24 protein-coding genes are annotated in these 21192 nt (G+C 51.6%); 10 read left to right on the forward strand and 14 right to left on the reverse strand.

Annotation, left to right across the window (positions count from 1 at the left end):
- Positions 1–60, forward strand: a 60-nt coding sequence (locus tag OQV04_RS25080; RefSeq protein WP_071528444.1) for an IS1 family transposase, incomplete at its 5' end; no start/stop codon positions are given.
- A 123-nt stretch (positions 61–183) separates the two neighbouring features.
- On the opposite strand, the gene OQV04_RS13705 is transcribed toward OQV04_RS25080, so the two are convergent.
- The 9 genes from OQV04_RS13705 to OQV04_RS13745 form a co-directional block, all read right to left on the reverse strand.
- The gene (locus tag OQV04_RS13705) at positions 184–2364 is read right to left on the reverse strand and encodes a hypothetical protein (protein WP_101969488.1); all 2181 of its coding nucleotides are present in this window, start codon (positions 2362–2364) and stop codon (positions 184–186) included.
- Between the two features lie 288 nt (positions 2365–2652).
- The gene (locus tag OQV04_RS13710) at positions 2653–2883 is read right to left on the reverse strand and encodes a hypothetical protein (RefSeq protein ID WP_000806590.1); all 231 of its coding nucleotides are present in this window, start codon (positions 2881–2883) and stop codon (positions 2653–2655) included.
- Positions 2884–2921: 38 nt separating this feature from the next.
- Positions 2922–3209 carry a hypothetical protein gene (locus OQV04_RS13715; protein ID WP_001373377.1) on the reverse strand — a complete coding sequence of 96 codons (288 nt, stop codon included), beginning with the start codon at positions 3207–3209 and terminating at the stop codon, positions 2922–2924.
- 138 nt (positions 3210–3347) lie between these two features.
- On the reverse strand, positions 3348–3890 hold the full coding sequence (locus OQV04_RS13720; protein ID WP_032281403.1) for a hypothetical protein: 543 nt from the start codon (positions 3888–3890) through the stop codon (positions 3348–3350).
- Positions 3891–3907: 17 nt separating this feature from the next.
- Entirely contained in the window at positions 3908–4234 is a 327-nt protein-coding gene (locus tag OQV04_RS13725; protein ID WP_000692633.1) for a hypothetical protein, read from the reverse strand.
- Positions 4235–4310: 76 nt separating this feature from the next.
- Positions 4311–4502, reverse strand: coding sequence for a helix-turn-helix domain-containing protein (locus OQV04_RS13730; protein ID WP_032281402.1), 192 nt, complete (start codon positions 4500–4502; stop codon positions 4311–4313).
- 107 nt (positions 4503–4609) lie between these two features.
- Positions 4610–4879, reverse strand: coding sequence for a hypothetical protein (locus OQV04_RS13735; protein WP_001268866.1), 270 nt, complete (start codon positions 4877–4879; stop codon positions 4610–4612).
- A 1158-nt stretch (positions 4880–6037) separates the two neighbouring features.
- Positions 6038–6796, reverse strand: coding sequence for a hypothetical protein (locus OQV04_RS13740; protein ID WP_247806748.1), 759 nt, complete (start codon positions 6794–6796; stop codon positions 6038–6040).
- Positions 6797–7022: 226 nt separating this feature from the next.
- On the reverse strand, positions 7023–8228 hold the full coding sequence (locus tag OQV04_RS13745; protein ID WP_032281399.1) for a tyrosine-type recombinase/integrase: 1206 nt from the start codon (positions 8226–8228) through the stop codon (positions 7023–7025).
- A 187-nt stretch (positions 8229–8415) separates the two neighbouring features.
- Between OQV04_RS13745 and eutB the strand changes: the two genes are divergently transcribed.
- The 5 genes from eutB to eutR are packed head-to-tail and all read left to right on the forward strand — an operon-like array spanning position 8416 to position 12962.
- Positions 8416–9777 carry an ethanolamine ammonia-lyase subunit alpha gene (eutB, locus tag OQV04_RS13750; protein ID WP_032281398.1) on the forward strand — a complete coding sequence of 454 codons (1362 nt, stop codon included), beginning with the start codon at positions 8416–8418 and terminating at the stop codon, positions 9775–9777.
- Positions 9778–9797: 20 nt separating this feature from the next.
- The gene (eutC, locus tag OQV04_RS13755) at positions 9798–10685 is read left to right on the forward strand and encodes an ethanolamine ammonia-lyase subunit beta (protein ID WP_000372367.1); all 888 of its coding nucleotides are present in this window, start codon (positions 9798–9800) and stop codon (positions 10683–10685) included.
- A gap of 9 nt (positions 10686–10694) precedes the next feature.
- Positions 10695–11354 (forward strand): ethanolamine utilization microcompartment protein EutL, encoded by a 660-nt coding sequence (gene eutL, locus OQV04_RS13760; protein ID WP_001111027.1) that lies wholly within the window; start codon positions 10695–10697, stop codon positions 11352–11354.
- Positions 11355–11366: 12 nt separating this feature from the next.
- Positions 11367–11864 (forward strand): ethanolamine utilization microcompartment protein EutK, encoded by a 498-nt coding sequence (eutK, locus tag OQV04_RS13765; protein WP_032281397.1) that lies wholly within the window; start codon positions 11367–11369, stop codon positions 11862–11864.
- 45 nt (positions 11865–11909) lie between these two features.
- Positions 11910–12962, forward strand: coding sequence for an HTH-type transcriptional regulator EutR (gene eutR / locus OQV04_RS13770; protein ID WP_000753709.1), 1053 nt, complete (start codon positions 11910–11912; stop codon positions 12960–12962).
- 5 nt (positions 12963–12967) lie between these two features.
- On the opposite strand, the gene hemF is transcribed toward eutR, so the two are convergent.
- Positions 12968–13867: an oxygen-dependent coproporphyrinogen oxidase gene (gene hemF, locus OQV04_RS13775; RefSeq protein WP_032281395.1), complete on the reverse strand. Its 900-nt coding sequence runs from the start codon at positions 13865–13867 to the stop codon at positions 12968–12970.
- 3 nt (positions 13868–13870) lie between these two features.
- Positions 13871–14740, reverse strand: coding sequence for an N-acetylmuramoyl-L-alanine amidase AmiA (gene amiA / locus OQV04_RS13780; protein ID WP_000102891.1), 870 nt, complete (start codon positions 14738–14740; stop codon positions 13871–13873).
- Between the two features lie 213 nt (positions 14741–14953).
- Between amiA and OQV04_RS13785 the strand changes: the two genes are divergently transcribed.
- From OQV04_RS13785 to yfeX, 4 genes are all read left to right on the forward strand, one after another.
- Positions 14954–15379 (forward strand): GNAT family acetyltransferase, encoded by a 426-nt coding sequence (locus tag OQV04_RS13785; protein WP_000406000.1) that lies wholly within the window; start codon positions 14954–14956, stop codon positions 15377–15379.
- Positions 15366–15815, forward strand: coding sequence for a DUF2919 domain-containing protein (locus tag OQV04_RS13790; protein ID WP_001313137.1), 450 nt, complete (start codon positions 15366–15368; stop codon positions 15813–15815). The genes OQV04_RS13785 and OQV04_RS13790 overlap by 14 nt, the downstream gene beginning before the upstream one ends.
- A gap of 60 nt (positions 15816–15875) precedes the next feature.
- The gene (locus OQV04_RS13795; protein ID WP_000838945.1) at positions 15876–16451 is read left to right on the forward strand and encodes an RpoE-regulated lipoprotein; all 576 of its coding nucleotides are present in this window, start codon (positions 15876–15878) and stop codon (positions 16449–16451) included.
- Between the two features lie 95 nt (positions 16452–16546).
- Positions 16547–17446 (forward strand): porphyrinogen peroxidase, encoded by a 900-nt coding sequence (gene yfeX / locus OQV04_RS13800; protein WP_000084590.1) that lies wholly within the window; start codon positions 16547–16549, stop codon positions 17444–17446.
- A 57-nt stretch (positions 17447–17503) separates the two neighbouring features.
- Here yfeX and pbp4b read toward each other — a convergent pair whose 3' ends face one another.
- The 3 genes from pbp4b to murQ are packed head-to-tail and all read right to left on the reverse strand — an operon-like array spanning position 17504 to position 21137.
- The gene (gene pbp4b, locus OQV04_RS13805) at positions 17504–18808 is read right to left on the reverse strand and encodes a penicillin binding protein PBP4B (RefSeq protein ID WP_032281394.1); all 1305 of its coding nucleotides are present in this window, start codon (positions 18806–18808) and stop codon (positions 17504–17506) included.
- Between the two features lie 4 nt (positions 18809–18812).
- Positions 18813–20237, reverse strand: coding sequence for a PTS N-acetylmuramic acid transporter subunit IIBC (murP, locus tag OQV04_RS13810; RefSeq protein ID WP_274446669.1), 1425 nt, complete (start codon positions 20235–20237; stop codon positions 18813–18815).
- 3 nt (positions 20238–20240) lie between these two features.
- Positions 20241–21137: an N-acetylmuramic acid 6-phosphate etherase gene (gene murQ / locus OQV04_RS13815; protein WP_101969484.1), complete on the reverse strand. Its 897-nt coding sequence runs from the start codon at positions 21135–21137 to the stop codon at positions 20241–20243.
- Positions 21138–21192: the final 55 nt, after the last annotated feature.

Below are 21192 nucleotides of genomic sequence, written 5' to 3' on the forward strand. Positions count from 1 at the left end.
TCGGTGGAGCTGCATGACAAAGTCATCGGGCATTATCTGAACATAAAACACTATCAATAAGTTGGAGTCATTACCCTAACGGCTGCAATAATAAGAGCAAGCAAAAAACAATAAATTATGTCAAACACGGTGTGCGACCGTCTTTGAAGGTCCGCCAGTCTGTTCCCCTGGCGTGGGATTTGGTTAACGACGGCGCGGGGCTAACATTCCTCCCGGTCTGGTTGACTCCTGCCTGCAAACGCCCATAGCTACGCGCTTCATCGCTTCCTCAAGACGCCTTGAGTCTTCATCACTGAAGCCATTCGTAGTGTTAATGGTGATCGGGCTGTTGATTGTTACGCCGCCACCGCCGCCAATGTCACGATTACTTATCACGCGACCGTTATCACCTGGGATCATGTACTGGCTGCCATTGTTCGCCTTGAATATCTCAGGCTTACCGTGTTCACCCACGCGGTACAGGTTGCCAGCACCAACCGCGCCGCCGTTGTAGCGTCCGCCACCGAAAGCTATTCCACGAATAGCTGAAATGATCTGCGTACCTGCTGACATAGCTTGCGCATAGGCCGGAAGATTAGCCGGGAAAGGCAAGGCGTTTGCCTCAGCAAGCGCTTTCTGAAGGCTTAAAGCTGCTGATGCCAATACAAAACCCTTCTGCACAGCAAATAGCGCTTGATATGCCGCGTTTTGCTCACCTGCACCGTCTGCTATGACTCCAGACAGTTCACCGAAGAAATCGCCAAATGTGCCGATCAACTGTTGCTGATTGTTGAATAACGTGTCGGCCTCGTCTTTGATGATTTGCTGGCGGCGCATTGACGCGGTTTTCTGGATGGCGGTTAGCGTGTTCTGGTACTGCTGTTCATCCAGGACGCCCAACTGTCTGTATTTATCCAGCGCCGCTTTCTTCTGCTGCTCCTGCATTTCTACTTGTGCGGCAGGGTTAAACGCCTTGCCTGTTGCCGGATCTACGGTCGTCAGGTATTCCGTCATTACTTGCTGCGTAAAGCGTCCTGCCTGCTCCTTCTGCGCGGCTAACTGTTTGGCCTTGCGTTGTGCTTCAGCTTCTTCCTGTTTTGCCTTGCGGGCTGCTTCTGCGGCCTGGCGTTTGGATAGCGCAATAGCTTCACGGTCGGCCTTGTTCTTCTCGTCCAAAGCGGCTTTTGCATCACGGTACGCCGTTTCCATGTTCACATATTCATCGATCTGCTCTTCAGTGTAGCCCTGGGCTTTCATCTGCATCCTAACGCCTGCCTCCCAACCTTGCTCAATGGTTGCCAGGCGTGCGGCGACGGTGTTGAGCATAGTGGTAAAGTTTGCGTTTCTGGCTTCTGTGGCTGCGTCACTAATAGCGCCTTTCAGTCGGTTTAGTTGGTCCTCCAACATTGCGCCTTTGGTTTGTGCATCGACGAATTTGATAGCCAGTTCACGGAATGCCTCGTTACCGTTTTCGGTATCCTGAAGCAAAACCTGCATGAAGCCAGATAGCTCCTGCATGGCTTCCGGCGTTTTCGTTGTCGCGGCCTTATTTAGTGCGCGTATAAATTCGTATGCTTGCTGGTTGGTCAGATCATATTGCTCTCCAACATACATCACGGATTTGGCTAGCGTTGCCATTTGCGCCTGTGTATCCGGCTGATTGGCGTTCAGTATGGCTATCGCCTCTTTGTAGTCGTTGGTTGTGATTCCAAGATCATCAAGTGCCTGTGCTGCTGCTGCTGCGTCAGCTTTACCACCCTGCAAGCTGCGCCAGAATGACGACATTTCCCCCTGTGCCTGGCTTGCCTGTTCTTTCAGGTCACGCAGTGCTGCAATTGCCTGAATTTCAGCCATGTTCCGCATCTGTTTCGCTACTTCAGCGTTAACCTTAGAAAGTCTGGCGTAACTATCACTCATCACCGTCACGCCCTGTTCATTTACAGCTATGACCTCGTTCAGTTTGGTGATCGCCTTGTCCAGATACTCAACCGATCCGGCTGCACTATCAGCGCCTTGTGCCAGGCTTCCACCCATAGCGCCAGCGATAGCCAGCACCGCGCCAGCTACCGCGCCCATCGTGCCAAAGCCAGCTAATAACTGCGCACCCTGCACAGCGAACGCCTGAAGCGCATTACCGCCCATCTGCAATTGAGTGGCAAGGTCTGCGATCTGGTATGATGCGTTACGGATTGCCGGGGAAAGGTTGGTTTTGACTGCGGCTGATGTTTTAGTCATCTGCGTATTTAACTTTTTGACGCCGCTATCAGCCTTCCGCGCTCCTCGTTCAATGCGATCGAACGCCTCTTCCGCCTGCTGTTGCGCGATAAGAAGTTTCCCAGTGCGGGCATCGACCTCGTAGTATATGGTCCCGAGATTTCCACTCATGATATTGTTATCCGCGTTTGCGGACCCTCCAAATTGTTCTTTACTCTAATAATTTCACATTGAAACAGTTTATTAACGCTTCAGTGGCATCGTGTTTTGGTTTGCTTCAACCAATCACAAAAAACATCACTTAATAGAATCAATGGCTTATAAAGCTGTATCAGCTATGCTTCTTTGTCTGTGCCACTGAAAACCCAGTTTTCTCAATGAAATCAATACTGATATACATCCATATCGTTTTTCACATAATGTACGTTATGCGCACTGCGGGAAACGTACTGGATTTATTTACTGGTCGCCGTTCAGTTCATGCAGAGTCTGTTCTGGCAATGAATCCAGCCAGTTTTCTGCATCCTCCCTGTAACACTCCTGGATGCAACGGTTTGTGAAGTTGATGAAAGCGGTCAGTGATTCTGCTTCGTAGTTCCTGTGCGCTCTTCTGGCCTGCTTACGTAGTTGTTTCGCTTCTGCCCGCTGGCCTTCGAGTATCTCCAGCCTGTCTGCAATATCTTGCTTCATGTTCAGCTCCTCGCGCGCGCATTGTACTTGTCCGAAAATTAATCGCCCGTCCCATCATTAATATCGATTCCCACGCTGTGTAACTGGCTATGAATATCTCTGCGAATGAGAATTAAACGCCTGATGAACTCCATTTCCTCCGCGCTCTGGTTGCTCGGCCCCGATTTCATGTCGATGATTTTATTGATAGTTCCAAGCGAATATTCAGCCCACAGACGAAGCGTTTGGCGCTTCATGGCCTGTTTGCTCAGTGGCGAATGTTTCAGGTCTAAGACATGTTCTGCGAGGGTCTTAGCGATGCCCTGCATGATGCGTAGTGCCAACATGATGATTTTCTCCGGACTTGTGCTAATATAGTTCCCGAACATTGTTTCGAGACTGCTTATCCTGTTTGTCTTGTCCGATTTGTTCATTGGTCACATTGTTAAGTCAGCCGGGGTAATTCCCGGCTTTCTTTTATCCGATCAGTACCGAATCCCTATCGCATTGAATACGCGTTTCCGTTGCTCAGCTTCAGGATCGGCGGCCATTTCTGGTTCTGGCTCCGGCATAGACGGGGCGGCATCAAAATGCTCAATTTCACGACCGAAACACGAGTTCAGGTCAATACCTGCCGAACTATCCACTCCATCAAAATAGCGACGCTGTTCCTCGGTGAGACAGCTACCCAGACGTTCCTCAACCTGCGCCATAAACTCAGCATCCGGTGAGAAGTACTCATCCGGAGTCGGAGCACCGCTCTGTTTGTGCATCTCCATTTTCTCTGCGTTCGTTTTCAGCCCGGCAATGCGTTTCTCCAGTCCGGCGGCTTTAATAGCGTCAGCAACGATTTGTGGGATCTGCGGTTTAATTATTTCGATAACTTCATTGCTGATTAATTTAAACTGGGCCATACGGATCGCTTTAATCTGCTTATTTAACAGTGCGCGTTCCCCTTCGTTGGCGGTTTTATCACGCTGTGCTACCAGTTCATCGCCTTTGTTTGTCAGTACATCAAATGCGTCCATTGTCTTTTCTCCTCCGATTATTTAAAAGTGCTTATTGACACGCCGAAACGACGACTTAATTCAAAAAGGAGTCGCGCCTTTGCAGTGCCTTCCATGTCTTCCGGCATTTCAGACTGAAGTTTATCAGCTACTTCATCAACAAGTGGCCGAACCGTTTCCACGAACTTGTCCGCAATATAATCAGCAGAACGCATCACTTTTTCCTGGAATTCCTCACGGCGTTCCTGGGCGGCTGATTTAGGGGCTGTCGTGCGCTGAAAATAACTGTCTAATGAATGCATGGCATCTGCTCCTTTTACTTTGATTGATGTTATTTCTTTAATTGTGTTTGCTTTGATTTTCATGCTGCCTATTCCTTCAGAAATTGCGGTAGCTAGCTTATTAAATCAATAGGTTATTTGATAATCTCAGTAGCTGTTTTCATTGGTGGCGAGCGCCTTTGTTTTTATAGAATTCCAAAATCTCAGATCGGATAAACTTAATTCGTGCACCGACCGGAGTAACCGGAACGGGCCAACCTTTAATCTTGTTCAGCCAGCGGAATATAGTGCGTCGGGTAACGCCGAATAAAGCGGCTACCTCGCTCACCGTCATTAATTCGCTATCATTCATGTTCTCACCTCAAAAAGTAGCGGTGAGGAAAAATATGGGAAAACCCTCACCGCGCCCTGAATGAAATTAAAGACCAACATTACTGTTGATACTTAATATTATATTCCTCATGTCCCTGTTTCACATCTTTTACCATATAGGGAAAGGGGATATTCTGTAATGTTTACAAAACTTTTAATTAGCAAAAAATAATTGCGCATCTCACGTAATACAGGGATAATATTACTCAAGGGCTGGTAACCCTTACTCAAAATGTGATCTATAACTACAACGATTGATTTCACTTCCCCGCTCTCTCCGGCGGGATTTTTTTTGCCTGCAATCACCACATCAAAACTAATTAAAATTAGATGCCGTTTAAACGCAATATAACGCATTCTGACGGCCTTAATTTTTGGCAATGCATTTGCTCAGGTGTGATTAGATTGATTCGTCTGGCGTGGAATGGTGCGGCGGTAATATCAGATCTCAGCGTTCTGTGTGGCGATTCCTCAGCTCTGAGGAGTGGGCGTCCGTCATTCAGTCTCAGCACCTTGCTCAAACGAGATCGGCAGCGATGGCGTTGTAGGCCGCATTCTGTCGTTTAATGAGACGTGCCTGATTGGACAATCTGAAATCTGGTTGGTGAGACTATTCAGGCGAGACTGTTCTGCGGGGAAAGCGGCGCATGTCGATGAATCCATTCCTGGATTAATCGGCGTTGTTCCGGTGTCTGGTGAAAATTTAATGAAATCGCATCAATTATAATGCGTCTAAATCGCTCTGTGGCGACGTGAAGTTTTCAGGTAAGCAAGTGAGCGGTTATATGTGTTCATCGCGTTACAGGCACCATTCCGTTCGAATTTGGCACGGTCAGGATGGTTTGCGTTGGTCGGCTGCGGGGATAAACCTGTTTGAGTGTTCACCTCAGCCTGCTGTGCGTTGTATGATGGTACTGTCTGCACCTGGCTATACGCTGCTTTGCTGCTGTTTCCTGTCTGGTCTGTATACGCTGATAAAACCCATTGGCTTTGCAGTGAGTCAATCCCTTTCGGCGTGGGTTTTCCTTCGGTAGTTATCCTGCTGCTGTAAGTTGGCGCGGTAGCGCTCAATGCTGTCGATGATAACCATCACTGCCAGACCGTCTTTTGAGCTGGCGATTGCTCGAAGTCTTCCGAAGGTCCACCAAGAAGAAATCACCCTTTGAGATATACCCGCGCTACCCATGAACGAATCGCCATGATGGTATGTTGGTCTGGTTTGCAGGTTGTGCGTGAGTGAATGGGCCTTTCCAGCTTGCTGGGAAGGAGAGCGCAGAAAGCGATGCTGATGAATGTAGTTTTGACTGCATGAAAGGGAAACTTCTCATGTATATATGAACGTAGTGAATATATACATTCTTGAAGAGATAGATCTTACTTATATGGTTTTTACCTTTAAGGATAATACTTATTATTACTTACCGATTTTCGGGATACCCAGATACCGATTTTCGGGATGTGAATTTTATAGGATTGAGGCAAAGAAAAGGCGGGAACATTGCCCGCCTAGTGTGATTATTTTAAACTGTACGGCTTAAAGTTCAGTTTGATACTGTTCGGCAAGTTGCCTTGCCCGTCCTTACGTTTCTTACCTCGTGTTACCTTGATTAATCCCCACTGTTCAAGCTCGTTAATCTTGATATCGAACGTTGATCGGGCCATATGGAAACCAGGTACTACGCCGCCCTTTGTGATCTTTTCAGCACCATATAACACCTCGCCAAGCTCGATACCTTCATCTTTGTTTTCGTAGCTTGCCAGGTAGCAAAGCGCGTAAAGCAGGTGGAAGTGTGCCGCCGTTTGTTTGTCGCACCATGTGCTATAGATGGCCTGTGGTAGCACTTCATGAAGATGACAAGCAAACGTATTCAGATACGCCGTGTTACCGTGCCACTGTTTGTTATCCTTGGCTTGCGGTTGTTCCGGCTTCGGTTGTTTGCGCTCTCTGGCTTCTGCTGTCAGATCGATGGCGTCGGGTTTTACATCGCTTTCTTGTACTGGCGGTAGTGGTTCTGTCACCAGTTCAGCGTCAATAGCCGAATCGTTATCCGCGCTGTTATTTACTGGCGTAATGATTTGACATACGTGAATGGCATTTGTTACCGGATTGAGAAACCATTTTTTACCGTCGTAGCGGATAGTGTTGCCGTAGTGCTGATCATCAAAAGCTATTTGCACCTGTTCCGGCGCTTCTTCGTATTTGATGAATTGATATTCCTGTGATAATTCTTCGCCTTGCTGCAAGCTAAAGCGAACTGCTAAACTATTACGCATGGGGAAACCTCCTAATCTCTTTTCCCATATCGCCCGGATTGGTTGCCGCCTTTCCGGGCTTCTTGTTTTTGCTGTTCACATACCGAAAATCATGATCTGATCATAAGCCACCGTTTTTATTGTTGCAATATTGATGTAAGTTTTTGATATTGAATAATTTATTCCACTTAATTGGAATAGTGGAATAATTAGCGAAAGAAAAGCCGGACGAATCCGGCCTTATAGTTCACGGTTCCAGCGGATTACCTTCACCAGCCAGTATTGAATCAATGGCGTCGGCGTAGTCCTGAAGCATTTGACGGCGCTGTTTGAGATAGGCCGCCTGGTTATATACACCGCGTACACCCTTCGGGACGTGGGCCAATTGGATTTCAATCCAGTCTGGTGAGTACCTGCCGGACTCGTTAAGCGTCGTGCTGAACGTTGTACGCCAGCCGTGTGCTGTGGCTATCGACTTGTATCCGATACGCTCCAGGGCTTTCAGTATCGCGCTGGCAGACAAGGGCTTATCCATGAATCGACCAGGGAAGACGAAAGCGCTGTATCCGGTGCGAGTAAACTGGTCCTGCAATAGCTCTACCGCCTGCCGTGATAGCGGGACCACATGCGGGCGACGGGCCTTCATGACTTCAGCGGGTAGGGTGATGATCGCGTCTTCCAGGTTAACCCATTCCCAGCGCATTTTACGCAGTTCCACCGTCCTTAGAGCGCTCAATATGAGCAAACGTATTGCCGTCTGAATCTGGACGCTCCCGGCTCTCTCAAGTGCTTCATAGAACGCCTGAATTTCGTTAATTTGCAGCCATGCGTTGTGGCCCGGACGGCGGGCTTTTAGTGCTGTGTTCAGATCTGCAACCGGATTTCTTGCCACCAGTTCGGTGATAACGGCAAATTTGAAGATCTCCCCGATACGCTGGCGTAGCTTCCTGGCTTGTTCCGGTGCGGTACGCTCTTTCTTCTGAAGCAATTCCAGCACGTCACGGGCCGTTATATCGACAATTGACCGCTTCCCCAGCACGGGGTAAACATCTTTTTCCAGTGCCGATCTAACCTGTTTCGTGTAGGACTCTGACCACCCGCTGACCCTGGTAGCCAGCCAGTCCTCCGCTACCGTCTTAAAACCTGCCGCCATGTTGAGCGCATCAATGGCTTTTTCCTTGCGTGCTTCTTCCACTGGATTAATTCCATTAGCAATCAGAGATCGGCTCTCTGTGGCGCGTCTGCGTGCTTCTTTGAGTGTGATTAGCGGGTAAACACCAATGGCCTGCAAAAACTCTCGTTTATTCAACCAATACCTGAATCGCCAGTATTTGCTGCCGTTGGGATGCACCAGCAAAAACAGTCCTGGCGTCAGTGAATCGGTGAGTTTATAGGGCTTGTCTTTTGGCTGCGCGGCTGCGATGGCCTTTGCTGTGAGTGGTGTCTTGCTCAAACCGGATACCTCGACGTAACGACTGGATAAACCCGATCATGTATCCGGCGCGTTCGGTTGCGTTCGGCATGATGAATAACGGGCGTGTTAAGACAATTACCTTACAGGACAAGGGCTAACGATGAAATAGAATTGTTCGAATGCTGGAAGAAATGTTACTCATCACTTCTTCCTGAGGGAACGACTTATGAAACTAAAGACCACATTGTTCGGCAATGTATATCAGTTTAAGGATGTAAAAGAGGTGCTGGCTAAAGCCAACGAACTGCGTTCGGGGGATGTGCTGGCAGGCGTTGCAGCGGCAAGTTCACAGGAGCGCGTGGCGGCAAAGCAGGTGTTGTCGGAAATGACCGTAGCGGACATCCGCAATAATCCGGTGATTGCCTATGAAGATGACTGCGTGACGCGGCTGATTCAGGACGATGTTAACGAAACGGCCTACAACCAGATTAAAAACTGGAGCATCAGCGAACTGCGTGAGTATGTGCTGAGCGATGAAACCAGCGTGGACGACATTACCTTTACCCGCAAAGGGCTGACCTCGGAAGTGGTCGCGGCGATAGCGAAGATTTGCTCCAACGCGGACCTGATCTACGGCGCGAAGAAAATGCCGGTAATCAAAAAGGCCAATACCACCATCGGTATTCCGGGCACCTTCAGCGCCCGTTTGCAGCCAAATGACACCCGTGACGACGTGCAAAGTATCGCCGCGCAAATCTACGAAGGGCTTTCCTTCGGGGTGGGCGATGCGGTGATCGGCGTTAACCCGGTGACTGACGACGTGGAAAACTTAAGCCGCGTGCTGGACACCATCTATGGCGTGATCGACAAATTCAACATCCCAACTCAGGGCTGCGTACTGGCGCACGTCACCACCCAGATCGAAGCGATTCGTCGTGGCGCACCAGGCGGGCTGATTTTCCAGAGTATCTGTGGCAGTGAAAAAGGGCTGAAAGAGTTTGGCGTGGAACTGGCGATGCTCGACGAAGCGCGCGCAGTGGGTGCAGAGTTCAACCGTATCGCCGGGGAAAACTGCCTCTACTTCGAAACCGGACAAGGTTCAGCGCTATCCGCTGGCGCTAACTTCGGCGCAGACCAGGTGACGATGGAAGCACGTAACTATGGGCTGGCGCGTCATTACGATCCGTTTATCGTCAACACCGTGGTCGGCTTTATTGGGCCGGAGTATCTCTACAACGACCGCCAGATTATCCGTGCGGGCTTAGAAGATCACTTTATGGGCAAGCTGAGCGGCATCTCTATGGGCTGTGACTGCTGTTACACCAACCACGCTGACGCTGACCAGAACCTCAACGAAAACCTGATGATCCTGCTCGCCACCGCAGGCTGCAATTACATCATGGGGATGCCGTTGGGCGATGACATCATGCTCAACTACCAGACCACCGCCTTCCACGACACTGCCACTGTGCGTCAGTTACTCAACCTGCGCCCGTCACCGGAGTTTGAACGCTGGCTGGAAAGCATGGGCATTATGGCAAACGGTCGCTTGACCAAACGGGCGGGCGATCCGTCACTGTTCTTCTGATGACGCGGAGATAACACATCATGGATCAAAAACAGATTGAAGAAATTGTACGCAGCGTGATGGCGTCAATGGGACAAACGGCCCCCGCGCCGTCAGAAGCAAAGTGCGCCACTACCACCTGTGCGGCACCGGTGACCTCGGAAAGCTGTGCGCTGGATTTAGGTTCTGCGGAAGCAAAAGCGTGGATTGGTGTTGAAAACCCACATCGTGCGGATGTGTTAACAGAACTGCGTCGCAGCACCGTGGCCCGCGTTTGTACCGGTCGTGCCGGTCCGCGTCCGCGTACCCAGGCGTTGCTGCGTTTCCTGGCCGATCACTCTCGTTCGAAAGATACCGTACTTAAAGAAGTGCCGGAAGAGTGGGTGAAAGCGCAGGGCTTGCTGGAAGTACGCTCTGAAATTAGCGACAAAAATCTCTACCTGACTCGCCCGGATATGGGCCGCCGCCTGTGTGCAGAAGCTGTTGAAGCGCTGAAAGCACAGTGTGTTGCTAATCCGGACGTACAGGTCGTTATTTCTGATGGCCTGTCAACTGATGCGATCACCGTGAACTACGAAGAGATCCTGCCACCGCTGATGGCGGGGCTGAAACAGGCCGGGCTGAAAGTCGGTACACCATTCTTTGTTCGTTATGGTCGCGTGAAGATTGAAGATCAGATCGGTGAGATCCTCGGCGCGAAAGTAGTGATCCTGCTGGTGGGCGAACGTCCGGGGTTGGGTCAGTCAGAAAGCCTCTCCTGCTACGCCGTTTACTCGCCGCGTATGGCGACCACCGTTGAGGCCGATCGCACCTGTATCTCTAACATTCACCAGGGCGGCACGCCGCCGGTTGAAGCCGCAGCCGTCATTGTGGATTTGGCGAAACGTATGCTGGAGCAGAAAGCATCCGGCATCAACATGACCCGATAAGGAGGCATCATGCCAGCTTTAGATTTGATTCGACCGTCTGTCACCGCTATGCGGGTGATTGCCTCCGTTAACGCCGATTTTGCGCGTGAACTGAAATTGCCGCCGCATATTCGTAGCCTCGGGCTGATTTCTGCTGATTCCGATGACGTAACCTACATTGCGGCTGACGAAGCGACCAAACAAGCGATGGTAGAAGTGGTGTATGGCCGCTCGCTGTATGCGGGCGCTGCACACGGCCCGTCACCGACTGCCGGTGAAGTACTGATTATGCTTGGTGGGCCAAACCCGGCGGAAGTGCGTGCCGGTCTGGATGCGATGGTTGCGCATATTGAAAATGGCGCTGCTTTCCAGTGGGCTAATGATGCGCAAGATACGGCATTCCTGGCACATGTAGTTTCGCGTACCGGTTCTTATCTCTCATCAACCGCCGGGATCACGCTTGGCGATCCGATGGCGTATCTGGTGGCACCGCCGCTGGAAGCGACCTACGGCATTGATGCAGCGTTGAAATCTGCCGACGTACAGCTGGTGACCTATGTCCCGCCACCGTCTGAAACTAACTACTCGGCAGCATTTTTAACCGGTAGCCAGGCAGCGTGTAAAGCGGCCTGTAACGCCTTTACCGATGCAGTGCTGGAAATCGCGCGTAATCCAATCCAGCGTGCGTAATGGAGGTTGCCGATGATCAATGCACTGGGATTGCTGGAAGTGGACGGCATGGCCGCTGCGATAGATGCAGCGGCCATGCTCAAAGCAGCTAACGTTTGTCTGCTCAGTCACGAAGTGCTTGACCCTGGTCGCTTAACGCTGGTGGTGGAAGGCGATCTGGCGGCGTGTCGTGCTGCGCTGGACGCAGGTTGTGCTGCCGCGATGCGTACCGGGCGTGTCATCAGCCGTAAGGAGATCGGTCGGCCAGACGATGACACCCAGTGGCTGGTTACTGGCTTTAACCGCCAGCCGAAGCAACCCGTAAAGGAACCCGACGCGCCAGTTATCGTCGCGGAATCTGCTGACGAGTTGTTGGCGCTGTTAACATCAGTACGTCAGGGAATGACGGCAGGAGAAGTGGCTGCCCACTTTGGCTGGCCGCTGGAAAAAGCCAGAAATGCGCTCGAACAGCTCTTTTCTGCCGGGACGTTACGTAAACGCAGTAGTCGTTATCGTCTCAAGCCCCATTAACCTGTCGGAGGTGCCGGGTGTCCTACAACACCCGGCATTAACATCATGAAAAAGACCCGTACAGCCAATTTGCACCATCTTTATCATGAACCCTTACCCGAAAACCTGAAGCTCACGCCGAAGGTCGAAGTGGATAATGTTCATCAACGACAGACAACGGATGTCTATGAACATGCTTTAACGATTACCGCCTGGCAGCAGATTTACGATCAGCTGCATCCGGGCAAGTTTCATGGTGAATTTACGGAAATTCTACTCGATGATATTCAGGTTTTTCGTGAATACACCGGTCTGGCGCTGCGTCAGTCGTGCCTGGTCTGGCCGAACTCGTTCTGGTTTGGCATTCCGGCGACGCGCGGTGAGCAGGGATTTATCGGTTCGCAATGTCTGGGAAGCGCAGAAATAGCGACGCGCCCCGGTGGAACCGAGTTTGAATTAAGTACGCCGGACGATTACACGATCCTGGGCGTAGTGCTTTCTGAAGATGTCATCACCCGTCAGGCTAACTTTTTGCATAATCCGGATCGGGTATTACATATGCTGCGTAGCCAGTCGGCGCTGGAAGTGAAAGAGCAGCATAAAGCCGCGCTGTGGGGCTTTGTCCAACAGGCGCTGGCGACGTTTTGCGAGAACCCGGAAAATCTCCATCAGCCTGCAGTGCGAAAAGTGCTGGGGGATAATTTGCTAATGGCGATGGGGGCGATGCTGGAAGAAGCACAGCCAATGGTGACGGCGGAAAGCATCAGTCATCAGAGTTACCGTAGATTACTTTCCCGCGCCCGTGAATATGTGCTGGAAAACATGTCCGAACCGGTGACGGTGCTGGATTTGTGTAATCAACTGCATGTCAGCCGCCGCACGCTACAAAACGCGTTTCACGCTATTTTAGGCATTGGCCCAAACGCGTGGCTGAAACGCATTCGCCTGAACGCCGTGCGCCGCGAACTGATAAGCCCGTGGTCGCAAAGCACAACGGTAAAAGACGCCGCCATGCAGTGGGGATTCTGGCATCTGGGGCAATTTGCCACGGATTACCAGCAGCTGTTTGCCGAGAAGCCGTCGTTGACGTTGCATCAGCGGATGCGGGAATGGGGGTGAGGGAGTTACACCCAATCCCTGACCTTAATAAACTCACTTAACGCCGCTTCTGGGCTGCCATCTTTTGGCTGATAATCATACTCCCAGCGTACCAGTGGCGGCATTGACATCAGGATCGACTCGGTGCGCCCGCCAGTTTGCAGGCCAAACAGAGTGCCGCGATCCCAGACCAGATTGAACTCGACATAACGACCGCGACGGTAGAGCTGAAAATTGCGCTCGCGCTCGCCGTAGGCCATCGCTTTCCGTCGCTCTACAATTGGTAAATAAGCGTCGGTGTAGCCTTTGCCTACCGCCTGCATAAAGGCAAAACAGTGGTCGAAATCTGGCGTGTTCAGATCATCAAAGAACAGCCCGCCAATGCCGCGCTGTTCTTTGCGATGTTTAAGGTAGAAGTATTCGTCGCACCACTTTTTGTAACGGGGATAAACGTCTTCACCAAATGGCAGGCACAGGTCACGGGCGGTGCGGTGCCAGTGAATGGCGTCTTCTTCAAAACCATAGAAAGGGGTTAAATCGAAGCCGCCGCCAAACCACCAGACGGGCTCTGCACCCGGTTTTTCGGCAATAAAAAAGCGCACATTCGCGTGGCTGGTGGGAACATACGGATTATGCGGATGCACTACCAGCGAAACGCCCATCGCCTCGAAACTGCGCCCGGCAAGTTCCGGGCGATGAGCGGTGGCGGAAGCAGGCATCGCCTCACCGTGGACATGTGAAAAGTTGACGCCCGCCTGTTCGAAAACACCACCATTACGCAACACCCGACTACGCCCGCCGCCACCAGCTTCGCGCTGCCAGCTATCTTCGACAAATTCTGTGCCATCGACGGCGGTCAACTGCTGACAAATCGTATCCTGAAGGTTGAGCAGAAACTGTTTAACCTGGTGTGCGTCGGGTTTCATAACTTATCGCTTTTTCGAATGTGCTTTCTGGTTGTCGAACCAGTGGAAATAACTGATCACGCCTTCAGCAATCGCTGTGGCGATTTTCTGACGAAACGCCGCCGTGCCTAACAGCCGCTCTTCTTCCGGGTTGGTGATAAACGAGGTTTCCACCAGCACCGAAGGAACCGACGGCGATTTCAACACCACAAACGCGGCTTGTTCGGTGTTGCGGCTGTGCAGTTTATGCACCGGCTTAATCTTTTTCAGAATATGCGAGCCAAGCGTCAGGCTGTTTTTAATAGTATCGGTTTGCACCAGATCAAACAGCACTTGCTGCAATAGGTGATCCTTGTCAGTCGCCTTTTTACCGGCAACTTCATCGGCGCGGTTTTCGCGTTCAGACAGGTATTTCGCCATTGCGCTACTTGCCCCACGGTTAGAGAGGGCAAATACCGAAGCACCGGCAGCTTTCGGGTTGGTAAAGCCATCGGCATGAATTGACATAAACAGATCTGCGCCATGTTTATGGGCGATTTCAACGCGATCGTAAAGTGGGATAAACGTATCGCCAGAACGCGTTAAACGCGCATCAATCCCATGATTACGCAAAATGGAACGGACGTTTTTAGCAATCGCCAGCACCACATGTTTTTCTTTCGAACCGTTGCGCCCGATCGCTCCGGTATCAATCCCGCCGTGGCCTGGATCGAGAACAACGACACGTTTGCCGCCAGATTTTTTAGCTTTCGGCTTGCTGTGTCCATTGCTGGTTTTTAAAGGTTCGTCTTTGGCGATGGCTTGCGACATTCCTGACAACGTCAGGGCAGCCAAACCGGCTTTCAGCACCTGGCGGCGCGAAGTGAGTGTTTTTAGTGGTTTAAAAGTGCTCATACGGCCTGAGTTGTAATAATAAAGTTCCAGATGTTATATCGTATCGCGTAATCCGTTACGACCGTTTGCTGTTGAGAATTGTTTTACTTTTCATTTCAATAGTTGACAACTCCCCATTATGCCACTTTTTCAACCGATTTTCGTCAGATATTGGCTAATTCGACCGTTCACGCCATAATCAGCCTTTTAACCCGCAAAAAGGTAACGAATACCATGGAGATACGCGTATTTCGCCAGGAAGATTTCGAAGAGGTCATCACCCTTTGGGAGCGTTGCGACTTGCTGCGTCCGTGGAACGATCCGGAAATGGACATCGAGCGTAAGATGAACCATGACGTCAGTTTGTTTCTGGTCGCTGAGGTGAACGGTGAAGTGGTCGGAACGGTGATGGGCGGTTATGACGGGCATCGCGGGTCTGCTTATTATCTTGGCGTGCATCCAGAGTTTCGTGGGCGTGGGATTGCCAATGCGTTGCTTAACCGGCTGGAGAAAAAGCTGATTGCTCGCGGCTGCCCGAAAATTCAGATCAACGTGCCGGAAGATAACGACATGGTGCTCGGAATGTATGAACGCCTGGGATATGAACACGCCGACGTGCTGAGTCTGGGTAAGCGTTTGATTGAAGATGAAGAGTACTGAGTTTCATCCTGTCCATTATGATGCGCACGGTCGCCTGCGTTTACCCTTGCTCTTCTGGCTTGTGCTATTGCTTCAGGCGCGAACCTGGGTGCTGTTTGTCATTGCCGGTGCGTCGCGCGAGCAGGGTACTGCGCTGCTAAATCTGTTTTATCCCGATCACGATAATTTCTGGCTGGGGCTGATTCCTGGCATTCCGGCGGTGCTGGCGTTTTTGTTGAGCGGTCGGCGGGCTACGTTTCCTCGCACCTGGCGTGTACTCTATTTTCTGTTGCTGTTGGCGCAGGTGGTTTTACTTTGCTGGCAACCGTGGCTGTGGCTGAACGGTGAATCCGTTAGCGGTTTCGGTCTGGCGCTGGTAGTGGCGGATATTGTGGCGTTAATCTGGCTGCTGACCAATCGACGTTTACGCGCTTGTTTTAATGAAGTAAAAGAATAACGGCACTTTTTGGTGAATTTGCACTCCAAGCAACGTTATTGAATAACCAAAGGAAGTGACATGAAATCGCTGCGTTTAATGTTATGCGCTATGCCATTGATGCTGACCGGCTGTTCCACGATGTCGTCAGTTAACTGGTCTGCCGCTAACCCGTGGAACTGGTTTGGGTCGTCCACCAAAGTGAGCGAGCAGGGCGTTGGTGAATTAACGGCGTCCACACCACTGCAAGAACAAGCCATTGCCGATGCGCTTGATGGCGATTATCGCCTGCGCAGCGGAATGAAAACCGCGAACGGCAACGTGGTGCGCTTTTTTGAAGTGATGAAGGGCGACAACGTGGCGATGGTGATTAACGGCGATCAAGGCACGATCAGTCGCATTGACGTGCTGGATAGCGATATTCCTGCTGACACCGGTGTTAAAATCGGTACACCGTTTAGCGACCTTTACAGCAAAGCATTTGGCAATTGCCAAAAAGCTGATGGTGATGATAATCGTGCCGTCGAATGTAAAGCCGAAGGCAGTCAACATATTAGCTACCAGTTCAGCGGGGAATGGAGTGGTCCTGAAGGGTTAATGCCTTCGGACGATACCCTGAAAAACTGGAAAGTCAGTAAAATTATCTGGCGGCGTTAATTTGCGTCTGAACAAACCGCCGCCGCGAAAAAACACGTAAAATAGCGCTCAACAATGCCACGGATTGCGTGGCATTATTATTTTCAGGAGGAACAATGTCTCAGGTTCAGAGTGGCATTTTGCCAGAACATTGCCGCGCGGCGATTTGGATCGAAGCCAACGTGAAAGGGGAAGTTGACGCCCTGCGTGCGGCCAGTAAAACATTTGCCGACAAACTGGCAACTTTTGAAGCGAAATTCCCGGACGCGCATCTTGGTGCGGTGGTTGCCTTTGGTAACAACACCTGGCGCGCTCTGAGCGGCGGCGTTGGGGCAGAAGAGCTGAAAGATTTTCCGGGCTACGGTAAAGGCCTTGCGCCGACCACCCAGTTCGATGTGTTGATCCACATTCTTTCTCTGCGTCACGACGTAAACTTCTCTGTCGCCCAGGCGGCGATGGAAGCCTTTGGTGACTGCATTGAAGTGAAAGAAGAGATCCACGGCTTCCGTTGGGTGGAAGAGCGTGACCTGAGCGGCTTTGTTGACGGTACAGAAAACCCGGCGGGTGAAGAGACGCGTCGCGAAGTGGCGGTTATCAAAGACGGCGTGGATGCCGGCGGCAGCTATGTGTTTGTGCAGCGTTGGGAGCACAACCTGAAGCAGCTCAACCGGATGAGCGTTCACGATCAGGAGATGATGATCGGGCGCACCAAAGAGGCCAACGAAGAGATTGACGGCGACGAACGTCCGGAAACCTCTCACCTGACCCGCGTTGATCTGAAAGAAGATGGCAAAGGGCTGAAGATTGTTCGCCAGAGCCTGCCGTACGGCACCGCCAGTGGCACTCACGGTCTGTACTTCTGCGCCTACTGCGCGCGTCTGCATAACATTGAGCAGCAACTGCTGAGCATGTTTGGCGATACCGATGGTAAGCGAGACGCGATGTTGCGTTTCACCAAACCGGTTACTGGCGGCTATTACTTCGCCCCGTCGCTGGACAAGCTGATGGCGCTGTAAGCGTTTCTGATTCGATGATTCAAGGCCAGCCAGTAACACAACTGACTGGCCTTTTTATTATTTCTGCTTTAACGCCGCATATACCTGATCAACCACCCAACCATAAGTTGCAATCGGTAACTGACCGCTTTCGAACATATTGGGATTCTTTTGCGGATCGGCAACTGGCGAATGTGGCTTGTTGCTTAACATCACAATCGCCATATGATTCACCGGATCGATAACGGTCACCGTTCCGGTCCAGCCAGTGTGACCGTAGGTTTGCGGGCTTGCCAGCGTGCCAAACGTCGGCGTCATGGTGGCATTACCATTCACGCGCCAGCCGAGGCCAAAAGTGGCATCTTCCTTAGAGCTGGTGGTGAACATCTTCACCGTTTCCGCACTGAACAGCTGCACATCGCCATAGCCCCCGCCGTTCAGCATCGTTTGCATTAACACCGCAATATCGCCGGTATTGGAAAACAAACCTGCGTGCCCGGAAACGCCGCCCATCGAATAAAAGGCTTTTTCATCGTGCACCTGACCCCAGAGAGTGGAGGTGCGGATATTCGGGAAGTGGATCACTCCATCGCGGGTATTGCCGTTCAATTCCGTGGCGGCAATTTGCTGCGGTTTAAAGCCTTTCAGCAACGGGTTAAATACCGTATGTTTCAGGCCGAGCGGGCGATAAATCGACTCTTCAACATAGCGGTCAAGCGGCTGACCGGTGACCGACTCGACGATAAATCCAAGCAGCATATAATCGACATCACTGTAAATATGCTTGCTGCCGGGCTGATACTCTAGCGGCGTGCGCTTGATCATCTCCAGCGTTTGGCCTTTATCCTGGGAATATAACGCGCCCGCGACCGCTTTATTCGGATATTGTGGGTCCGCCGGGAAACCGCCGCTGTGATGCAGCAGGTCAGAAATCCGCAGCGTGTTTTTGCCTTTGATGGTGTCATTTGGACTATCGGCAAATCCCGGAATATATTTCGCAATCCGATCGTCAGGATGCAGCTTGCCTTCGCTCATTAGCTTTTGCAGAGCAAAGTTAGTGGCGTACATCTTGGTATTGGAAGCCAGGTCATACAGCGTCCCGGTGGTGGCTTTGACAGGCTGTTCCATCAATACGCTGCCATCGTACTTTTTCGCCGCTCCCCAGGCTTTGCGATACACAATCTGATTATCTTTTATAATCAGCAGGTTTACGCCGGGATAACCGGCGTCCACTTGCTGGCTAATCCAGCGATCCATCTGGTTAAGCCGTTCGACGTTGAACCCTGCTTTCTCTGGCGAACTTTCTGTCAGAACAGGGTATTTTGCGGCGCTGACGCTATAGCTGACAGCCAGCAGAGAAAGATAGAGCATTGTCCGTTTCATAATATCAGTCCAGATTGACGTTACGGCAGCCAAAGAGCGTGGTGAAAATAAACCCGCAAACCCATGCCACCAGAATCCCACCGGCATAAACCGCCATTGCCGGAAGAATGCCTTGCGCGGAAGTCATCAGCGGCAGCGCCACCAGGCCGGATGGCCCGAAAGCACTGTTTAAGCCCATCGGCAGACCCCACCAGGCTATCAGCCCGATAAACAAACCGCCCGCTGCGCCGCCTAAACAGGCGGTAATAAACGGTTTCATGCGGGGCAGGGTGACGCCGTAAATCAACGGTTCACCAACGCCCAGCAGACCGGGAATAATCGCCCCGCGTACCTGACTGCGTAATGCACTGTGCGGTTGCGCCCGCCAGTAGAGTGCCAGCGCCGCGCCCACCTGGCCCGCGCCTGCCATTGAAAGGATGGGAAATAAGCTGTTGAATCCCTGGCTGTCCATTAACGCGAGGTAAACAGGAATAAAGCCCTGATGCACGCCAAATACCACGGCGATCAGGAACAGCCCGGCTAAAACCGCACAACCGAGCGGATTACTGTTCAGGTGCATAAACAGCCACGACATACCTTCGAATAACCAGCCGCCCAGCGGCATAATGATCAGGTAGGCCAGCGTAGCGGTGATCAGTAGGGTGATTAACGAGGTCAGCAGCATGTCGAGATCGTCCGGCATAAAGCGGCGCACCATGCCTTCAATGCGAGCGCAGGCCCATGTGGCAATCAACACGCCGATAATATTGCCGCGCGGATCGATGGGCAGACCAAAGAAATCGTGAAAACCGGCGTAGTAACCGGTGGTTGCAGCGGGGTTATAACCGAGCAAAAAGAGTGCGGCAATAATTGCGCCATTGACGCCCGTGCCGCCAAATGCCTGGGCGGCGTTATAGCCCACCAGAATCACCAGGAAGGTGAACAAACCTTTGCTGAACACCTTCATAAAATTCAGCGCGTCGGGTAGCGTGCCCTGAGCATCTGCCGGAACGTGCATCACCGTGGCAATTAACGTCGCTATTCCCAGCAACAGACCGGCGGCAATAAAACCGGGGATCAGCGGCGTGAAGATGGTGGCGAATTTGGCGAGAAATTGTTGCACGCCGGAGGTTTGTTTGGCTTTTAACTGACGTTTGTTCTGGGCGGCGATTTCTGCGGCATCCTGTACCGGTGCTTCTCCCAGCAGCTCGCTCATCGCTTTTGCGGCACGATGCGCTTTACCAGGCCCAAAAACGACCTGCACCTGGTCGCTGGTCAAAATGACGCCCTTCACGCCTTCCAGCGTTTTGATATCGGGATCAACCAGTGAACTGTCATGTACACCCAGACGCAGGCGCGTCATACAGTTACCACAACTGGCGATATTTCCCGGTCCGCCGACACGGGTAAGAATGGTGTTCAGAAGTTCACTGCTGATCTCTTTGGCCATGGGTTATTCCTTGTCTAAAACCTGACGAATAAAGCCGCCGTGTTGATCCAGGCGTTTTTTAGCCTCTGCGGCATCGAGATTTTTCAGCAACATCACAATGGCCGTTTTACAGTTGCGCTCGCAGGCAATTAACGCCGCTTCCGCTTGCTCTGCGCTACATCCGGTAGCGTTTTTAACGATATTGACCTGGCGCACATGCAGTTTTTCGTTGGTGGCGACCACATCGACCATCAGGTTGCCGAACACTTTGCCGGATTTAATCATCAGCCCGGTGGAGAGCATATTGAGCACCAGTTTCTGCGCTGTGCCTGCTTTCATTCGCGAAGAACCGGTAACCACTTCGGCACCTACAATCGGTGTAATGGCAAACTCGGCGGTGGTTGAAACGGCACTCCCCGGATTACAGGAAATTCCCACTGTACGGCAGCCGAGCTGGCGTGCGTATTCCAGTCCGGCAATTACATACGGCGTGCGACCACTGGCCGCAATACCAACCACCACATCCTGTGCCGTTAAATTAATATTTTTCAGATCGTTAACACCACCTTCCCGGCTATCTTCAGCGCCTTCCACCGCGTGCTGAATGGCATATTCGCCTCCAGCAATCAAACCAACCACCAAACCCGGTTTCACGCCGTAGGTGGGCGGACATTCGCTGGCATCCAGAATCCCCAGACGACCGGATGTTCCCGCACCGAGATAAATCAGACGACCGCCGCCGCTTACCTGGGCGTGGATAACATCGATCGCCGCGGCGATATCCGGCAGTACGCGCTCAACGGCAAGCGGTACGGTTTTATCTTCATCGTTGACAATCCGGCACATTTCCAGCGTTGATACGCGGTCAATTTCAGCCGAGGCGGCGTTCGAGCCTTCGGTAATCATCTTTTCAAGTTGCATCGGTGGTGACCTTACTATTTACGATCAAATAATTGCAGATGTATGGAATCATATA

The sequence above is a fragment of the Escherichia sp. Lx600-2 genome, from assembly GCF_036662595.1.
Taxonomy (GTDB): Bacteria; Pseudomonadota; Gammaproteobacteria; order Enterobacterales; family Enterobacteriaceae; genus Escherichia; species Escherichia coli.